This window comes from Sphaerisporangium album, assembly GCF_003323745.1.
In the GTDB taxonomy this organism is placed as follows: Bacteria; Actinomycetota; Actinomycetes; order Streptosporangiales; family Streptosporangiaceae; genus Sphaerisporangium; species Sphaerisporangium album.
The window spans coordinates 202,655-219,838 of sequence record NZ_QOIL01000009.1; the positions used below are offsets into that span (position 1 = coordinate 202,655).

General features: G+C 68.5%; 18 protein-coding genes. 7 read left to right on the forward strand and 11 right to left on the reverse strand.

Annotated elements, in window-relative coordinates:
* Positions 1–73 precede the first annotated feature (73 nt).
* The gene (locus DQ384_RS17800) at positions 74–1,570 is read left to right on the forward strand and encodes a serine/threonine-protein kinase (RefSeq protein ID WP_114029956.1); all 1,497 of its coding nucleotides are present in this window, start codon (positions 74–76) and stop codon (positions 1,568–1,570) included.
* A gap of 297 nt (positions 1,571–1,867) precedes the next feature.
* Positions 1,868–2,224 carry a recombinase family protein gene (locus DQ384_RS17810; protein ID WP_484378256.1) on the forward strand — a complete coding sequence of 119 codons (357 nt, stop codon included), beginning with the start codon at positions 1,868–1,870 and terminating at the stop codon, positions 2,222–2,224.
* 182 nt (positions 2,225–2,406) lie between these two features.
* On the opposite strand, the gene DQ384_RS17815 is transcribed toward DQ384_RS17810, so the two are convergent.
* The 4 genes from DQ384_RS17815 to DQ384_RS41300 are packed head-to-tail and all read right to left on the reverse strand — an operon-like array spanning position 2,407 to position 3,810.
* A complete protein-coding gene (locus DQ384_RS17815) occupies positions 2,407–2,697 on the reverse strand; it encodes a hypothetical protein (protein ID WP_114029959.1) in 291 nt (96 codons plus the stop codon).
* Positions 2,694–3,095, reverse strand: a complete 402-nt coding sequence (locus tag DQ384_RS17820; protein WP_114029960.1) for a hypothetical protein — start codon at positions 3,093–3,095, stop codon at positions 2,694–2,696. The genes DQ384_RS17815 and DQ384_RS17820 overlap by 4 nt, the downstream gene beginning before the upstream one ends.
* Positions 3,092–3,397, reverse strand: a complete 306-nt coding sequence (locus DQ384_RS17825) for a hypothetical protein (RefSeq protein ID WP_114029961.1) — start codon at positions 3,395–3,397, stop codon at positions 3,092–3,094. The genes DQ384_RS17820 and DQ384_RS17825 overlap by 4 nt, the downstream gene beginning before the upstream one ends.
* Positions 3,394–3,810, reverse strand: coding sequence for a hypothetical protein (locus DQ384_RS41300; protein ID WP_181871270.1), 417 nt, complete (start codon positions 3,808–3,810; stop codon positions 3,394–3,396). The genes DQ384_RS17825 and DQ384_RS41300 overlap by 4 nt, the downstream gene beginning before the upstream one ends.
* A 192-nt stretch (positions 3,811–4,002) precedes the next feature.
* On the opposite strand from DQ384_RS41300, the gene DQ384_RS17835 reads away from it, so the two are divergent.
* The 3 genes from DQ384_RS17835 to DQ384_RS43645 all read left to right on the forward strand — a co-directional run bounded on the left by DQ384_RS17835 (position 4,003) and on the right by DQ384_RS43645 (position 5,737).
* Entirely contained in the window at positions 4,003–5,160 is a 1,158-nt protein-coding gene (locus DQ384_RS17835) for a helix-turn-helix domain-containing protein (RefSeq protein ID WP_114029962.1), read from the forward strand.
* A 3-nt stretch (positions 5,161–5,163) separates the two neighbouring features.
* The gene (locus DQ384_RS17840) at positions 5,164–5,475 is read left to right on the forward strand and encodes a 4a-hydroxytetrahydrobiopterin dehydratase (RefSeq protein WP_114029963.1); all 312 of its coding nucleotides are present in this window, start codon (positions 5,164–5,166) and stop codon (positions 5,473–5,475) included.
* A gap of 130 nt (positions 5,476–5,605) precedes the next feature.
* Complete coding sequence (locus tag DQ384_RS43645; protein ID WP_281274076.1) at positions 5,606–5,737, forward strand: hypothetical protein; 132 nt, start codon at positions 5,606–5,608, stop codon at positions 5,735–5,737.
* A gap of 295 nt (positions 5,738–6,032) precedes the next feature.
* Here DQ384_RS43645 and DQ384_RS17845 read toward each other — a convergent pair whose 3' ends face one another.
* From DQ384_RS17845 to DQ384_RS17870, 6 genes are all read right to left on the reverse strand, one after another.
* The gene (locus DQ384_RS17845; protein ID WP_114029964.1) at positions 6,033–9,191 is read right to left on the reverse strand and encodes a helicase HerA domain-containing protein; all 3,159 of its coding nucleotides are present in this window, start codon (positions 9,189–9,191) and stop codon (positions 6,033–6,035) included.
* Positions 9,188–9,829 carry a hypothetical protein gene (locus tag DQ384_RS17850; RefSeq protein WP_114029965.1) on the reverse strand — a complete coding sequence of 214 codons (642 nt, stop codon included), beginning with the start codon at positions 9,827–9,829 and terminating at the stop codon, positions 9,188–9,190. Before DQ384_RS17850 ends, DQ384_RS17845 begins: the two co-directional genes overlap by 4 nt.
* Positions 9,830–9,831: 2 nt before the next feature.
* The gene (locus DQ384_RS17855; RefSeq protein ID WP_245966569.1) at positions 9,832–10,932 is read right to left on the reverse strand and encodes a hypothetical protein; all 1,101 of its coding nucleotides are present in this window, start codon (positions 10,930–10,932) and stop codon (positions 9,832–9,834) included.
* Positions 10,929–11,438: a DUF4365 domain-containing protein gene (locus DQ384_RS17860; protein ID WP_114029966.1), complete on the reverse strand. Its 510-nt coding sequence runs from the start codon at positions 11,436–11,438 to the stop codon at positions 10,929–10,931. The genes DQ384_RS17855 and DQ384_RS17860 overlap by 4 nt, the downstream gene beginning before the upstream one ends.
* A 179-nt stretch (positions 11,439–11,617) precedes the next feature.
* Positions 11,618–11,725: a DUF2637 domain-containing protein gene (locus tag DQ384_RS44180; protein WP_114030076.1), complete on the reverse strand. Its 108-nt coding sequence runs from the start codon at positions 11,723–11,725 to the stop codon at positions 11,618–11,620.
* Positions 11,726–12,023: 298 nt separating this feature from the next.
* Positions 12,024–13,958 (reverse strand): amino acid transporter, encoded by a 1,935-nt coding sequence (locus DQ384_RS17870; protein WP_114029967.1) that lies wholly within the window; start codon positions 13,956–13,958, stop codon positions 12,024–12,026.
* Between the two features lie 604 nt (positions 13,959–14,562).
* On the opposite strand from DQ384_RS17870, the gene DQ384_RS17875 reads away from it, so the two are divergent.
* Positions 14,563–15,528: an ATP-binding protein gene (locus DQ384_RS17875; protein ID WP_114029968.1), complete on the forward strand. Its 966-nt coding sequence runs from the start codon at positions 14,563–14,565 to the stop codon at positions 15,526–15,528.
* 114 nt (positions 15,529–15,642) lie between these two features.
* Positions 15,643–16,029 carry an SCO5389 family protein gene (locus DQ384_RS17880; RefSeq protein WP_114029969.1) on the forward strand — a complete coding sequence of 129 codons (387 nt, stop codon included), beginning with the start codon at positions 15,643–15,645 and terminating at the stop codon, positions 16,027–16,029.
* A gap of 131 nt (positions 16,030–16,160) precedes the next feature.
* Here the strand turns inward: DQ384_RS17880 and DQ384_RS17885 are convergent, their stop codons facing one another.
* On the reverse strand, positions 16,161–17,105 hold the full coding sequence (locus tag DQ384_RS17885) for a LysR family transcriptional regulator (protein WP_114029970.1): 945 nt from the start codon (positions 17,103–17,105) through the stop codon (positions 16,161–16,163).
* Between the last annotated feature and the right edge of the window lie 79 nt (positions 17,106–17,184).

The following is a 17,184-nucleotide window of genomic DNA, read 5'->3' on the forward strand; positions in this document are numbered from 1 at the left end:
GTGAGCACGGCGCATATGGAAGACTGCGCATTTGCTGAATTATCGCTTCATCGCCCGCGAGGGGGCATCGCCGATGGGAACTCCAGGGCAGCTAGTGGTCAAGCGGTACCGGCTGATGCGCGCCCTGGGCCAGGGCGGCATGGGCATGGTCTGGGAGGGACACGACACGCTCCTGGACCGTCCGGTCGCGATCAAGGAAGTCCTGATCCCGGACACGCTGACCTCGCGCCAGCGGCTCAGCATGATCCAGAGCACGGCGCGCGAGGCCCGCATGGCGGCGCGGCTCAACCACCGCAACATCGTGAGCGTCTTCGACGTGGCCGACGAGGACGGCCGTCCGTGGATAATCATGGAGCTCGTCCCGTCCCGCTCGCTCGACCGGGTGATCGCCGGCGAGGGCACCCTGTCGGTGACCCGCGCGGCCACGATCGCCACCGAAGTGCTCACCGCCCTGTCCGTCGCGCACGCCGCGGGCATCGTGCACCGCGACGTCAAACCGGCGAACATCCTCATCGGCTACGACGGGCGCGTCGTCCTCAGCGACTTCGGCATCGCCACCTCCACCTCGCCCGGCGACCCGCGCGCCCCGCGCGGCGGCGCGACCGGCTCCCCGGGCTTCCTCGCCCCCGAACGCGCGGGCGGCACCCCCGCAGGGCCGGCCTCCGACCTGTGGTCCCTCGGCGCGACGCTGTTCGCCACCGTCGTCGGCAAGCCGCCCTTCGAGGGCACCCGGGGAGCGCTGTCCACGCTGCTCACCCAGGACGCCGAGCTGGCCAAGGCCCCCGAGGAACTGCGTGCCGTCCTGGCCGGGCTGCTCGCCACCGACCCCGCCAGGCGCATGGGCCCCACCGAGGCCAAGCGCCTGCTCGACGCGCTCGTCTCGCCGGCCGCAGGCGCGGCCCCCGTACGTCGCGCCGGGCGCCGCGGGCGGGTGCTGGCCGTCGTCGCCGCGGCCACGGCCGCCGCGGTGGCGATCGGCGGGTGGGCGGTCCTGCGCCCGGCCGACCCCGCGAACGCCGGTCCCGTCGGCGCGCCCACCCCGGCCGCGCCCACGACCGCCGCCGCGCCGTCCCCCTCCCTCACCCCGGCGGCGGCGCCCGTCCGGCTCAAGCTGAAGTGGTACGACAACGGCCGGGGATGGAAGGCCGGGGTGCCGAGAGGCTGGCGGCTGTCCATCCAGGAGGACTACTACACCTGGTCCGAGCCGGAGGGCATCGCCCACCTCGGGCTGGAGGTGATCCCCACCCTCGGGAGGAAACCGGCCGACCTGCTCGCGGAGGTCGAGGCCTCGCTGTCCCGGTCGGTGCGGAAGTACCACCGCGTCCGGCTCGGGAAGGTCCCGTCCAGGCGGGGCGCCGTCGTCGCGGAGTGGGAGAGCACCTGGACCGGGCCCGGGTACCACTCGTGGGCGGTGCGCGGGGTGGCCTACCGCGAGCTACAGCGCATGATCGTCACCGGCGACCGGATCAGCGTCATCGACTGGTCGGTCACGGCCTCCCAGTGGGAACGGCTCAGGCCGACCATGGAGTCGGTGTTCAAGTACTACCGGCCTCCGGGCACGAACGGCTGACCCGGCCGGTTCCTCCCTGCTCGGCCGTAAACCTGCCGTTTCAGCATCTTGATCCGGTTGACGTTGCCTTCAACGGTTCCGGAGCTGTGTGGGTCCGGCGTGACGACGTCGAGAAACCTTCTTAGGGGCACCATGGGAACCATGACGACGACGCTGCCCCGCTCCCTCACCGAGAGGATCCTTCTCACCGGCCGTGAGTACCTCCGGGTGTCCAAGGATCGGTCCGAACGGCTCAATCCGTGACGCAGCAGCACGGCGACAACAGGCGGTCGCGCCGACCGGCACGGGATCACGCTCCTGGACCCGTACGCCGAACAGGTGGCCGCGTCCGCATCGCGCTACGCCCGCAAGGAACGGGACGAGTTCCACAGCCTCATGAGCGATCTGGGGACCGGCCGGTTCGGCGCTGACGTTCTCCTTCTGTGGGAGTCCTCGCGTGGCTCGCCTGGCGTCGGTGAGTGGGTGACCATGCTCGATCTGCTCGAAGATGGCGGAATCCTTGTGCATGTGACCACGCACGGCCGGACCCACGACCCATCCAACGCTCGCGACCAGCGGACGCTGCTCGAAGATGCCGTGGACACCGAATACGAGAGGGCCAAGACGAGAGGCAGGATCTTGCGAGACGTGCCAGCGATTTTGGTAGGGGGGTGAGCGACCCCATCCAACCTCTCCCGCGCCTCTCTCCCCGCGCAGAAAAACGGGGCCCGATCAGGGCCCCGCGGCGTGCTGGATGGTGGCCCTGCCCCCGATCTGTCACGAGCAGGGCCAGTTCATCCCCTGCGCGACGAACTCCAGGAACCTCGCGTGCCATGAGGTGTCGGGGTAGGGCGCCATCACCGGGCCTGCCCGAGCAGGATGCGCTCCCACAGCTCGGCGATCTGCGCGTGCCGCATCCGCGCGGTCTGCACGGTCGCCTCGCCGTCGCGGGTGCGTTCGATGTAGCCGCGGCCGCCAGCCGACACCAGGTAGTACACCTCGTTCCGGCACCGGCAGGTCCAGCGCAGCACCCGCCGCCGGTCCTCGGCCTGGGTCGCGGGCTGCCAGTCGATGACCTCGGCGTCGCGCTTCGACGTGGGGACGTGGTAGCCGTGATCTGCGTTGCCTTGGGTCGCGGTGAGCGTCACGGCTGTTCCTCCTGGCTCGCCTGCTCAGCGATGGCGACGGCGCAGTCCTCACAGGCCAGGTGGTCGGTCGGCGTCCACATGACGGGCACCCCGCTGATCGCCGTGACCGTGGCCTGAGCGGCGCACGCCGCAGCGGCCGCAACGAACGGGATGGCCGTCTTCCAGGGCACGGCGTGCTGGATCCCGGATGCCCCGACGAACGCCACCGCGTAGATCGGGCCACGCGCAAGCGGCGTGATAGGGCCCCGAGGTCCCTCCGACCAGAGGCCATCGACCAGGGACAGCCGCGGGAAGTACCCGCCCACCGAGATCCGCGCGCCGGGCCCGAAGCCGTAGGGGTCGGTGGGCTCGGCCTCGGGCGGCTCGGCCGGGCCGCGGTGCTTGCGCGGGCCGCTCATGCCACCCTCACCGACGGCCGAAACCGGCGCTCCATCGCTTCGGCCTCGACGTCGCGCATCACCTCGCGCAGTTCGCCGGCGGTGTGCGCGTACACCATGACCGGCTCGTCCGACCACAGCGCGATGGCAAAGAACCGGCGACTCCACGAGCCGTACATCACGTGCCAACCGGACTCGGCGCGGTCGAGCTGGACGGCCGCGGCCGTCTGCTCAGGGTCCCACCGGCGCGGCGTGGCCAGCTCGCTGTCGAGCATGGCGTTGGGCACCGTGCCGTCTCGGTGCCGTCCGAGGGCCCGGCTCACGCGGCCGCTCCCTGCCAGTACGGCGTACGCCGGTTGCCCGAGGGCGCGGTATCCGGGGCGCGGCCACGCCCGGCGGGCAGGGGGCTCGCGACGGGTCGCCCGTGGGGCGCCGTGACGGGCCGCTCGTGGAGCCTGCCCGGGCGCGGCGCGGCCGCGGGCGGGTGAACCTCCAGCGGCCGCGAGGGCGCCGCGGCGTACGGGGTGGCGCACAACCCCAGACGGCGCCGCGCGGACAGCCGGGCGCGCATCTGGGCGGCCGTGGGCTGCTCCCACTCGTGATGACGCCGATGCGGCAGGCTCGCCGAGTCGTGCGCGTAGGGGGCGTGGCCGCACCACCGGCAGCCGAGCGGTAACGGCGGAGCGTCGGCACTCCAGCGGACGCGGACAGCACGAATGCCTCTAATCTTGGGCATCGGGTCAGGACCTCGATTCCTGATCAAGGCCCCGGAGCCCCCGGTGTTCCCGCACCGGGCCGGGGCCGCCAAGCGCTTTGCGTGGCGTGGCTGCCATGCAAGCAGCGGGGCGGTTACGGTTGGGAGTGTTGGCCTGTTGCTCTGTGCGCCCGGGTCAACATGGTCAACACGCGGTCAACACTCGGGACGGCCATGACGACGACCTTCGGCGAGCAGATGCGGGCGCTCTTGGCTGAGCGCGGGGTGTCATTGCGCGGGCTCGCCAAGACCATCCACTACGACGTCGGGTACTTGTCCAAGGTCGCCAACGACCACAAGGTTCCATCGCTCCCGCTGGCCGAGTTACTCGATTCGACCTTGAAGGCCGGCGGCGCCCTCGTGGCGCTCGTGCGTCCGGACGCCAGAGCCCTGACTAGTCCCGCGGGGCCCTCGATAGCCCACCGGCCGACCAATCGCGTCGCGCCCGAACTCGTCGACTACTTCCGTGAGCAACTCGCAGGCCACTACGTCGCCGATCGCCACCTCGGAGCGCTACGCCTCACCCCCATCGTGAGTGCGCAGTATCAACTGCTGTGCGAGCTCGCCGACGAAGCCCGCGGCGCACTGCGCCCGGCAATGTGGGCGTTGGCGACCGGGTACGCGGCCTTCATCGGCTGGCTCTACCAGGACGGCGGGGACCTCAATCGGTCGGTGTACTGGCATGACGTGACGCTGGAGCGCGCACATCGCTCGCTTGACCCGCAACTCGTCGGCTTTGCCCTGCACAACAAGGCGATGCTATACGCGGACATGGGCGACGGCGCGAGCGTCGTCGACCTGGCTGAGGCGGCGTTGGTGCATGAATCGAAGCTCTGCGCAAAGGTGCGAGTGCTCGCCCTACAGCAGGCAGCCCACGGCCGATCGCTCATGGGTGGTGCCGACGCCCGAGACGAGTGTGACCGTTTGCTGGACAGAGCCGCCGCCCTGGTCGAGCAGATGGACGACGCGTATCCGTGGGGCAGTGCATGCCTGACGCCCCACTATCTCGACGTCCAGCGGGCTACCTGCTATGTCCGGCTCGATGTGCTCGATGAGGCGTTGGCGCTGTGGGACCAGACACTTCCTGCCATGTCCGCCGGAGCCCGGAGAGACGCGGGCGTGTTCCTTGCACGTCAGGCACAGGCGCTCGCGGCTCGCAGTGAGCCGGAACAGGCAGTAGAGATCGCTGGGCAAGTCGTCACCCTGGTCGAAGAAACAGGCTCGGCGCGAATGCGAAGGGAGCTACAGACGCTTGAGACGCGCATGAAACCGTGGGCTAAGGAGCGACCCGGCCGACAGCTCAGGGCAGCCCTGGGCAGCCTAAGGAGGTAGCACGTGAGTTTACGGACGCCCCTAACGTCCGAAAGCGTCACGGAGCGACTCGGCGACACCGGATGGTCCGGCGACACTGCCGAGATCAGCCGGACCTACGCCGTCGAGTACGACACGGCAATCCGCATCGTCGCCGAGGTCGGCGTGGCAGCAATCGAGCTGGAGCACCGGCCGGACATCGACATCCGATGGGATCGGTTGCGGTTCGCCATGACTACGCACACCGCCGGCGATGTGGTGACCGAACTCGACTTCGCGTTGGCCGAGCGGATCAACGAGATAGCTCGTCGGCATGGGGCTCAGGCCGTGTCCTGAGCCCCATGCCGCATCGTCCGCAGCCACGCCCCGCCGGTCACATGACCGTCGGGGGCGTTCCTCAGTCCCGCACTGCGTCGACCCGGCGCCCTCGTAAGCCCTGGCGAGCTCGCGCAGCGCTCTCAGGAGTGTGCCCTACGGCACGATCATGGGCCGCCTAGATGGTCCGTGGATCCGTTATAAAGGTGTGTCGGTCCTGGTCGCGGCGGATGCCTGCCGCCAGGCGCTGGAGTTCGGGAATGTCGTCGGCCTCGACGAGTGATCACGCTCGGCGCGCTCGTCGACGAACCTCCTCACGGCTGGCCGCTCACCCCTCGCATCGCATCAGAATTTCATGGAAGAACCGCACGCACTTGGCCGATGACAGAACCCGCATCGAACTGGCGAACGTTACCTTCGAGCGCCTGGAGATCTTCCAAACCGGCAAGGACGCCACAGCGCTCTGGGGATGCACACCCCCATCCGATACGAGACGTTTATGAACGAACACCCAGATGGCTTTGACGCCGACCAACGCGACTCCACGGAACAGCACAAGCTGGATGGACGATGCGCTTTCATGGGGCTGCGCGCTGCATGATCTCCTGTTCCGTGAGCGGGTCGGCGGGGTGATGGCTGAGACACAGCGGCGTGCGGATCAGCACCTCGGGAATGCCCTCGGTCGAGGTGTAGAACTGTCCGGTTTCCAGTCGTCCCACCCGGTCGGCTCGACCACCGCGGGATTGCGCCAACCCCTTGACTACGTCGATCTGTGTTGGGCTGTTGATTCTGCCGATGAATTGCGTTGTGGCGTTCCCCGCGATCTGGTTGTGCAGGCCGCGCGGTGTTTGGGTGGCGAAGACCAAGCCGAGGCCGTACTTGCGTGCCTGCGACGCCAGGGTCAGGGTGCTGGCCAGTGCCTCGGTCTTGGATGTCGCCGGCACAAGGGCCTGCGCCTCGTCCACCACGTAGAGGCCGCTCAGAGGGCGGCCTCGCGCCGGGTTCCGCTTGATCCATGAGAACAGGGCCATTTGCAGTTGGCTAACGAATCCCGGCCGCGCATCCTCACTGAGACCGATGAAGCTGATGACCGAGATGCGTGCTCGTTTGCCTGCCGACGGAGTAAGCAGTCGAACGGGATCCGCCGACTCGCTGGCACCCGCGAAGAGCGGGTCGGTGATCGTGGCGGCGGTCAGAAGTTGCCCCAGCTCGGCGGCGATCTGGTCCGCTCGGTCGATCTGGCTCACCTCGAGGGGCAGAGCGGAGAGCATGCCGAGGAAGGCCGTAAAGTCGCCGGCACCCGAGCGCGCGAAATGCTGCAGCGCCTGGCGGAGCACAGCCTTGCCCTTGCGAGCCTTGGCGCTCGCTCCCTCGACTTTGGCCCGAGGGGCGAGCGCCTCCACTGCGATACTCAGCGCGGATTCCAGTTCGTCACCGTCATCCAGGACGGCTGTGAAGTCCGGAAGCGGATGGAAGCTGAGCGGGCGTCCACGGGAGCGGCCCGGCGTCCACACCACGACGTCGACTTCGTCGAAGTATCGGGCCGCCTTGGCCGGGTCGTCGGCTCCCCACCCGGAAGGCGGAGTGGGCCAGGGATCGCCCAGCCGAGCGAGGTCGTTGTTCGAGTCGAGAACGATGGAGGACACCCCGTTAAGCGCGCATTCCTCCACGAGGCGTCGCAGGAACACGGTCTTGCCGGATCCAGATCCGGCGAAGACGGCCGTGTGCCGAGCCAGCATGCTCACCTTCAGATCGAGGTCCGTACCGGTGTCCAACCTTCGGCCGACCGGGATGACCGGAACACGGGCATCCGAGGAACCGGGTGACGTCTCCGCCCGCAAATCACGCTGCTGGGCGGGTGGCTGAAGGGGCGGGGCGGAATCGGGCGGCGTGAGCGCGCCGAGCAGGTTGCTGAGTAGTTCGGTGCCGCTCGCCGGACGGCGGACCCTCAGCCAGGCTTCGAACTCCTGGTCCTTATCGTCCGCCATCCGGCGCAGGGCGTCGAACACGCGCAGGTCGTCACCGCGTATCGTCACCGACTGCCCGCCATACTCCTTGAGCCGCGCCACGAGGGCCTGGGTTGCCCGTCCGTCCGACCATGCGTGGTTGCGCAGGACGATGAAACACCGCTCGGGTGTCTCAGGGCCGAGACCTGACGCGTCCATACCGTCTGTCAGCCGTTTCAGCGCTGCGTTATGATGCGGTGCCCCGATCATGCGGAACGTCCAATGGCGTTGTTCCTCCGAATCCGGGTTGAGCGCCTGGCGAAGTCTTGCGTGGAGGGTCGGCCTGCGACCCGGTGGCGGATCGACTGAGAAGGTGCCCCCAGCCTCGCCCTGCTCCATGATCCAGGCGTTAAGACCTGCGGCGAGCAGCGGAGGAGCGAGTTCATCCTCATGGTCAGGGTCGAACGCGTTATCTGTATCGGCCTGTGTAAGCAATTCGGCGAAGCGGCCATCCAGCCGTGCCAGGTCCGTTTCACGTACGGCGGGGATGATTTCAGCGGGAATCTGACGTTGGTAGTCCGCGCCGCCTTGATCGAAACGTTCCAAAAGGCGAACCGTGTCTTCTGCTCGGCACGCCTCGACGTGTGCGTGGATGCGCCGAAGCACTCTTCTCGGAGTGAGACCTGCCGCTGTTTCGAACGCCGGGGGAGCGATCGGCCAGACCGGACCGGGCGGGGTGAAGCCCGCAGTGGAGAAGGCCACGGCCAAGCGCCGCTCGATCATGGTCCGAGCGATCTCCGCGTTCGCGATCGTGTCGAGGATCAGCGACGGCCGGAACCTATCCTGCGCCGTCCCGATGCCTCGGTCCGTGATCAGTTTCCACGACGAGGGAAGGCAGGCCACCAGACAGAGTGTTCGTTGGGTGACGTGCCGCAGGGCCATGAGGCCGCGCGCGATCTCGTCGATCAGATTCGACTGCTGATCCGTGCCGGGCGCTACGGTGACGGCTTGTGTCCGCGTGAGCGATCGGGAGTGTTCGAGGGTCGCGTCGACCTGGTCCACTGCGATGACGCTGGGACCCGTCAGCGCGAGGATCATTGAGAGGTCGATTGCGATGTCGTGAGGGCTCTTCACCGCTTTGCCCATTCCCCAGGCTTGACGAGCGCCTTCCTCGGCCTCTTCGGTCGACATCAAGTGATCATGGGCCACTTCGAGACCCGGGCCGGAGGCGGCGGCGTACAGCGCCAACGCCCGGATGGTGTCCCGACACCGCACGAGCCCCCGGTCTCTGGCCAGCAGGCCGTTCACCAGAGCGTCGAGGTCTTCACGGGTGATGCTCGACCCACGTTCGATCGCCGCGCCGATCCGATGACCGGTTCCCGCGAGGTCAGCCAGCGCACGCAGCGCCACCATCGCCTGGATCGGATCGTCCGAGCTCCCTATGGAGCGGCCGAGATCTTCCACCATCGCCGCCGTGGTCTGGCGCCAGAAGTCTTCTCCCGCGCTGAAGTCCACCAGGAAGAAGTAGCCACCCGCCTGTGCTATCTGGCCCCTGACCCAGCCGAGGAGGTGGGTCTTGCCGACACCCCCCTCTCCCTGGATCACCACCCCGAGCGGGCTGGTCCGGGAGGCGTGGGATGCCTCCTCGATGCCGTCCAGGATGAGCCGCTCCGCTCTGGGGTGCATGCCCTCGACATGGAACGGGGGTGCGTTCCAGGCATGTTCGGCCGTCGGCGCCCAGTCGAGGACCCTGGTGATGGCCCGCAGTGCCCGTTCCTCGATCTCGTTCATCGCACCTCGATCGCCAGCAGGTGCTTGCTCACTCCACTCACGAGCACGGCCGCTTTCCTGTCTCCGTCGGTCAGCATCTTCTGGTCCGCCTCAGGTACCAGATGGACGTCCGGAAGCCGTTCCATCATCTGCAGCGCCTTATCGACCTCGTCCCGCGGAGAGTCTCCCAGGAGCGGGCGTAACTTTGTCAGGAGCACCCAGTCCTGCGGTTGGCGTGCCAGTTGCCAGTAGGCGTTTCGGATCGTCTCAGTCAGATCGTCGAGCGCGGCGCTCTCCGCATGGCTCGTCCGCGCCGTGACGACGAAATCGGCCAGGCTCATGTCCGCCGCGTCAAGGTAGCCCTTGATCAGGCCGAGGACACTGTAGAGGGTGCGGGCAAACGATCCCGCCCTTGCCGGGGCGGTGTCCTCGAGCTGTGCCACGCACCAGGCCCAGCCCTCGTCGGTCAGGGTGTGATGAAAGGCTCTGTCGATCTTGCTGCTTTCGACAAGACCGCGTTTGTTCACACGGCGTCGTGCCTCGCCGTCGAGCGCATCCCCGAAACGTTCCTTGAGTTGGGGGTTGGACGCCGAGCCACCGAGCGTCATCAGACCAAGAAGCAGTGCCCGTTCTCGAGTTCCACTTGCCGTTTCCGCCATGGTCAGCTCTCCTCAGTCCGATCGACAGGCACCCTGTCGAAGCTCGTCGCCATCAGTTCAAGTCGGCGGTGGACTTCCATGAGCGTGCCGTGAGCGCGCACGGGTGTCCTGTTCCGGTGCGCCTCCACGGCCAGGTCGTACGCCGTTTCGCCGGGCAGCCGCACCCATATCGCCTTACGGGGTTCACCATCTCCGACGAACACCTCGCCACGGACGTGAACGCGGAAGCGGTCCTCGCCGCCGTTGTCGAAGAGCGTGCCGATGAGACCCGTGACCGAGGCGTTCTGCCGGGGAAGACGCCGAAGCCGGTGTGCGACACGGCGGAGCAGTATTCCCGTCTCGGCCTCGAAGACCACCTTGCTCGCCGGCAACTCCGAAGGCATCGCCCGCGCCCAGCGGAAGCCGACCTCGAAACGGGTCCCGGGATCGGGGCCGGCGAACCGCGCAAGGGCGACGCAGAGATCGGCTGACACACCATCGCGTACGATGCCGTCGAAGACGCTGATATCTCCGGTTCTGTGCGCCTCGGCGCTGGCTTCGTGCAACAGCACGGTCGCGCGCTGGAGAAGGACCAGGCTCCGGCGTGCCAGTGGCTGGTCACCGGAGTGGTCATGATCCAAGGGGACGCGTATCGCGAGAATGTTCTGAGACGGTACGATCGGTCCGATCCACGCGCGGGCCAGCAGGTCGCGTACTGCCTTGGGCGTCCCACCGTCGAATGCCGGCCGAGGGCCCGTCACAACGGCACGGGCCGCCGCGCTCAGGGCGGCTTCGGCACTGGTGAGTGCAGTGACCGCATCCACGAGCCCGAAGTGTCCCTCCAGCGGGACGATCGGGGCGCGGTACCACTGGACGTCAGCCATGGGAGCGCCGATGTCAGAGGCGATCTCCTCGCGGGAGCGGCCTTCCAGCCTCGCCAGCAGTGCGAGGATCTCTCTGATGCGGCGGGCCCCGTCACTGAGTTCGTCGGTCCCCGGCACCAGGATCTCGTGATCGTCTTCATGTACCCAGACGGCCGCGCCTCGCCAGTCTTCGGGCTGACGTACCCAGCCGGTCGCGGCGAGATAGCCGTTGATGTCGGCGACGGACAGGTTTGTGATCACGCGAGCGTACCTGTGGGCGCTCCGACGAGCTCGCGCAGGGCGCGAACCGTGAGGACGTTGCCCAGCGGCACCCGGACAGAAGGGTGTCGCTTCGTGCTCGGGGAGGTGATGGGTGACTCACCCTCGAATCCCCGGTAGTAGCAGAGCCGGCTGAGCATCAGCCCTTCGGTCTCCACCCGTGCGTAACGATCACTTTCGGCTGGAACCACGACAACGAACAGGTAACGCGGAACAAGAAAAGGGCCGGCGACGAGCTTGTTGTACTGAACCTCGTTCAACCCGCGAAAGTACAGGTCCGGTCCCTTGCATGCGGGCGTCGACCATGACTTGACCTGTACCTCGATCGCGGGCGAAGCGATGTGGCCGGTTCTCCCGGGATAACGGAATCCGAGGTCGATACCGTCATGGTCAACGTCGTCCTTGTAGACGAGAAGCCCTGCGGCGGAGGCAAGCGCCCGGACGTAGTCTTCGGCGAACTTGCCTTGATGGTTCCGCTGGTCCAGCACGCAGTCTCCCTCACCGCCGACCGCTCAGTTCTGCACGCTAGAGACTATCTTCCAAACGATCGGGAACGGGCAGGGTTTTCGCCATTGATGATGATGATCACTACTTCTCCGCCGTGATGACGGTTTATGAACTGATGTTACGATCATGCCGTTGACCGGCGGAGGGATAGATGGCCCATTCAAGCGCTTACGCCGTGATGGATCGCCAGCTGATGCATGTGCTTGTAGGAGACGACCGCCGCGATGGCGGCCAGCAAGACGACACTTGCCGTGGTGGCGTGCCGGATTCAGCAATCGGCACACCGACATCATTGCTCATCCCTGCCCGCGGGGAACTGCGTGGTGAAGGTGAAGGCACGTGCAATTGGTGCGGCTCCCTTCGGACACGTCCTAATTTCAGGTAGAAAATGGGACAGATCACGATCTGCCCTGCCTTCTTCTCTTTCGGTACTCACCGTTGCAGGACGGACAGGGCGAGTCGAGCCTCACCACGAGACAGCTACTGTCAGGACGTCCGAACCGTGACTTGCTCAACCGACCCAACCACGGAATGTGCGACAGCTCCCCCTCCGGTGAACCGCGTCGTCAGCCGACGTGCACCGGCGGGCGGCGGGTGTCGTCAGGCTCGGCCTGGCGCAGCACCTCGCGGGTGAGCGGCGCGACGTCGCCCCCGCCGAAGACCAGGTAGCGCAGCAGCGCCGCGATCGGGTTGCCCTCCGACCAGTGGAAGTAGACGTGCGGCAGCTTGCCCGTCTCGTCCCGGATGTGCAGCAGGACGGCGGCGATGGCGTTCGGGATGGTCGCCCCCTGCACCCGCAGGATCTTGTACCCGTGCCGCTGCTCGCCCCGGACGCACAGCTCGGAGTGGAACTCCGAGGCGTCCTCCACCGTCACCTCCAGGAACAGCAGGGGCTCGTCCTCGGGAAGGTGGTGGTTGCGCCGGGTCTCGTAGTCCTTGTCCGCGTACTCCTTCGCGTCCCGCGCGTCGGGCTCGTTGGCGATGATCCGGATCTTGCCGGGCACCTCGATGAGCCCCTTGGCCGTCTCGTCCAGCTCGATCGCGCTCACCCGCAGCTCGGTGGAGCGTGTGGCGCGGGAGATGAGGGAGGTGACCACGATGGCGACCACGAAGAAGAACGCGATCTTCAGGCCGTCGGGCCGCTCGATGACGTTGGCGACGGCCGTGTACGCGAGGATCAGCGACACCACGCCGAAGCCCGCCGCCCTGCCCTTCCTGCGCTTCTGCCAGGCGGACAGCGTCACCGCGACCGCCGCCGACAGGATCAGCGCCAGCACGCCCGTCGCGTACGCGCCGCCCTGCTCCTCCACGCCCGCGTTGAAGTAGATCGTGATGGCGAAGGCGATGCCCGTGAACACGAGCACCAGGGGACGGACGGCGCGCGTCCAGTCGGGGGCCATGCCGTAGCGCGGCAGGTAGCGGGGGACGATGTTGAGCAGCCCGGCCATGGCCGAGGCCCCGGCGAACCACAGGATGGCGATCGTGCTGAGGTCGTACAAGGTGCCGAACAGGTCACCGAGGTACTCGTGCGCGAGGTACGCGAGGGCGCGCCCGCTGGCCTTGCCGCCCTCCTTGAACTCCTCGGACGGGATGAGCACGCTGGTCGCGAAGCTGCTGGCGATCAGGAACACGCTCATGACCAGCGCGGCGGTGGTGAGCAGCAGCCGCGCGCCCTTCACGCGCTCCCGCAGCTCGCCCTTGATCAGCGGCATGACCGCGACGCCGGTCTCGAACCCGGACATGCCGAGCGCGAGCTTGGGCATCACGTACAGCGACACCGCGATCATTGCGAGCGGCCCCGAATGCTCGGTCGTCAGGGCGTTCTGCCAGTCGCCCACCAACTGCGGACGCGCGATGGCCTGCACGACCGAGGTCGCCACGACCACCACGTTCAGCAGCAGGTAGACGGCCACGAGCACGACGGCCAGGCCGATCGCCTCGCTGAACCCGCCGAGGAACACCAGGCCGAGCAGGGCGACCAGCACGAGCGTGATCGGGACCTTCCACCCGTCGAAGAAGTCGGGGACGAACGGGTTCTGCAGGATGTGCGCCGTGGCGTCGGCGGCCGACAGCGTGATCGTGACGACGAACGCGGTGGCGACGAAGCCCAGCAGGAACAGCACCAGCAGCTTGCCGCGCCACCCGGGCAGCAGCCCTTCGAGCATCGACAGCGAGCCGAGGCCGTTGGGGCTCTCGGCCGCGACCGCGCGGTAGGTCGGCAGGGCACCGAACAGCGTCAGCGCGACCAGCAGCAGCGTCGCCACGGGAGACAGCGCCCCGGCGGCGAGCGCGGCGATGCCCGGCTGGTAGCCGAGCGTCGAGAAGTAGTCGACGCCGGTGAGGCACATGACCTGCCACCAGCGGTGCTGCTCGTGCGGCGCCGGGTCGGCGTGGTGCCCGACGGACCGGCGATCGGACTGGAGCAGGCCGTGCAGCAGCCAGGCACGCAGTTTGTCGTCGGCGCGTTCTCCGCTCGACGGCGGAGAGGATGTGGCCGCCACCTGTCACCCCTTGTCCGAGTACCGCAGGATGTCAGGAACCCTACTCAACGGGCACCGGCCGCCGCGGGCGACCCTCCGAGATCGCGCCGCGCGACCGCCGTCGGGACGGCCTCGGCTCGGCCGGGCGGGACCTCCGATCACGGTCCCCGACGGATGGCCGGCCCAACCCCCGCGATTCCGACTATTCCGGTTAATCCGCCGATAGGCACCATGGTCCCCGAATATCCGCGCCGACCCAGGAGCCCTCTGCGTCCCGGCCCGGGAACCGGACGTCGGCGCGTCAGGCCGTCCGTAACCAGCCACCGCAACCGGGGTTGTCGGATTTCCGCACTCCTCCCCGAAAATCCGCACGCCTACACCCATCCTCGACTCGCCCGGCGTGTGCGATAAAGGGACAGACGAGGCAAGACAGTCCCATTCCGGCCGCGAGGGCACCTCCTCTCCACCCACTACATTTCCGCCACTCCACGGAGACGCAGCGGCAGGCCACCTCGCTCACTTCAGGGCCATGACCTCGTAAGGCGGCCCGAAGGGATCAGCGCGCATGGCAGGATAGTGACCGCGGTACTTGCAATGGTTTTCATAATCAGATTGGATCCGAGTCATGAGAGTTGCGTTCGTGGGTAAGGGTGGAAGCGGGAAGACCACCCTGTCGTCGCTCTTCGCCCGGCACCTGGCCCGCCAGGGCGGCCCGGTGGTGGCCATCGACGCCGACATCAACCAGCACCTGGGCCTGGCCCTGGGACTCGGCTCCGACCAGCTTCCCCCGCCCATGGGCCTCGCCATCACCCAGATCAAGGACTACCTGCGCGGCGACAACCCGCGCATCCCCTCGGCCGCCGCCATGGTGAAGACGACCCCGCCGGGCTCCGGATCCCGGCTGATCACCCTGGACGACCCGTACTTCGCCCGCGAGCACGCCACGACGGTCCCCGCCGTCCCCGGCCTGCGGCTCATGGTCACGGGCCCCTTCAGCGAGGACGACCTGGGCGTGGCCTGCTACCACTCCAAGGTCGGCGCCGTCGAGCTCTTCCTCAACCACCTGGTCGACGGCCCCGGCGAGCACGTCATCGTCGACATGACCGCGGGCGGCGACAGCTTCGCCTCGGGCATGTTCACCCGCTTCGACATGACGTACCTGGTCGCCGAGCCCACCCGCCAGGGCATCGGCGTCTACAACCAGTACCGCGAGCACGCACGCGACTTCGACGTGCCCCTCGCCGTCGTCGGCAACAAGATCCATTCCGAGGGCGACGTCGCGTTCCTGCGCGAGCACGTCGGCGACCACCTGCTGGTCACCCTGCCCCACTCCCCGGCGATCCGGGCCATGGAGCAGGGCCGTCCCTTCACGCTGGACGACCTGGAGCCGGAGGGCCACCGCGCCCTCGGCGTGCTGCGCGACCACCTTGACGCCCAGACCAAGGACTGGGACAAGTTCGGCCGCCAGACCGTCGAGTTCCACACGCGCAACGCCCACGCGTGGGCCAACCGCGCCACCGGCCAGGACCTGCTCCAGCAGATCGACCCCGACTTCGTGTACGGCCGCCGTCCCACCCTCACCACGCGGTGACACGCGGCGCGGCGGGCCGCCGTCCTACGTGACTGTCGCCGTCCCGCCACCTTCAGCCGGACAACTCGCCCGCTTAACGTCGAATCCGTCCCCTCCGCAGAAGGAGAACCACGCATGTCGCTGACCGTTCCCAACGAGCTGCTCGACCAGGCCCGCGCCGGCGAGGTCGACGACGAGGCCTTCGTGGCCTGCGTCCGCGACTCGCTGCCGTACGCCTGGGCGCTGATCACCGGTCTGGTCCGGCAACGCCGGGAGAGCGGCGCGGAGTTCGCCGACAACCACACCCCGCCCCCGGACGAGGCCGCCCGCGGCCAGCTCCTGCGCTGCCTCGCCAGCGACGCGATGCGCGGGGCGCTGGAGCGCCACTTCGGCGTCCGGCTCGCCTTCCAGAACTGCCACCGCGTCGCCGTGTTCGACCCGACGGCCGAGAAGGCGCACGCCGAGTTCATCACGGCGCGGTCGCAGATCCTCAACCAGAGCCCCGACCTGGTCGACTGCTGACCCGCGCCAGGCTCGCGAGGCGGGGTCGTACGGCTTAACGGCCGTGCGGCCCCGTCGCGCGTCCGGGCCGCACGCGCCGCGGCGTCCGAGCCGGGCGCGGCGTCACGGCGTCCGGCACGCGTGTGGCGGCGTCAGCCGTCCGTGGCCGAGAAGCGGACCGGCGCGAGGTCGGCGGCCAGGTAGCGCGCCGCCACGTGCACGGCGCGCAGGGTGGCCGCGATCGACGGACGGTTCACGCTCGACCCGCGCACCACCGCCTTGACCTCGCGGGTGATCGGCTCGCCGGGCAGTTCCCGCACGGCGATGCCGCGCACGCCCGCCGCCAGCGCCAGCGCGGGCACGGCCGCGATCCCGATGCCCTTGGCGACCAGGCCGAGGATCGTCCCGAGCCCCTCGAACTCCCACGTCACCGGCTGCGCGCCGCCGACCTCCGCGAGCAGGCGGTCCACGGCCAGGCGGGACGGCTCGCCGTCCGGGGTGGCCATCCACGGCTCCTCGCGCAGGCGCCGCATGTCCACCGGGTTGGAGGGGTCGGCCATGGGATGGCGCCGGGGGACGACCAGCACGAGCGGATCGCGCAGCAGCGGATAGACGCGCAGCGTGTCGGACACCCGGGCGGTGTGCCCGTACCAGTCGTCCACGAGCGCGATGTCGACCTCGCCGGACCGCACCTCGCGCATGCCCCGCCCGGACCTGCTCTGCCGCAGGCGCAGCGTCAGCGCGGTGTGGCGGCGCAGCGACCTGGCCAGCACGGGGGCGAACGCGATCGCGGCGGTCGGGAAGGCGGTGATCACCACGCGCCCGGACGGGGTGGCCGCGTGCGCGGACAGGTCGGACTCGGCGGTCTCGACCATGGCGAGGATGCGCTCGCCGTGCTCGACCAGGCGGTGGCCGGCGTCGGTGAGCTCGGCGCTGCGCGAGGTGCGGTCGATCAAGGCGGTGCCGGTCTCGCGTTCCAGGGCCGCGAGCTGCTGCGACACCGCCGAGGCGCTGTAGCCGAGTGCGGCCGCGGTGGCGGCGATGCTGCCTCTGCGGGCGAACTCGCACAGCAAGGTCAGGCGCCGCAGGTCGAGCATCGGTTCTCCTTATGGTCACCCACGAAAAGCCTCGCTTGTTCTGATGGGTGTACCCGCGCATGCTGGGCACGTCCCGAGT

Bases quoted from the DNA above. Each gene is read 5' to 3' on its own strand.
- DQ384_RS17800 (WP_114029956.1), top strand. From the start codon at position 74: ATGGGAACTCCAGGGCAGCTAGTGGTCAAGCGGTACCGGCTGATGCGC.
- DQ384_RS17820 (WP_114029960.1), bottom strand. From the start codon at position 3,095: ATGAGCGGCCCGCGCAAGCACCGCGGCCCGGCCGAGCCGCCCGAGGCC.
- DQ384_RS41300 (WP_181871270.1), bottom strand. From the start codon at position 3,810: ATGCCCAAGATTAGAGGCATTCGTGCTGTCCGCGTCCGCTGGAGTGCC.
- DQ384_RS17835 (WP_114029962.1), top strand. From the start codon at position 4,003: ATGACGACGACCTTCGGCGAGCAGATGCGGGCGCTCTTGGCTGAGCGC.
- DQ384_RS17845 (WP_114029964.1), bottom strand. From the start codon at position 9,191: ATGAACGAGATCGAGGAACGGGCACTGCGGGCCATCACCAGGGTCCTC.
- DQ384_RS17850 (WP_114029965.1), bottom strand. From the start codon at position 9,829: ATGGCGGAAACGGCAAGTGGAACTCGAGAACGGGCACTGCTTCTTGGT.
- DQ384_RS17875 (WP_114029968.1), top strand. From the start codon at position 14,563: ATGAGAGTTGCGTTCGTGGGTAAGGGTGGAAGCGGGAAGACCACCCTG.
- DQ384_RS17880 (WP_114029969.1), top strand. From the start codon at position 15,643: ATGTCGCTGACCGTTCCCAACGAGCTGCTCGACCAGGCCCGCGCCGGC.
- DQ384_RS17885 (WP_114029970.1), bottom strand. From the start codon at position 17,105: ATGCTCGACCTGCGGCGCCTGACCTTGCTGTGCGAGTTCGCCCGCAGA.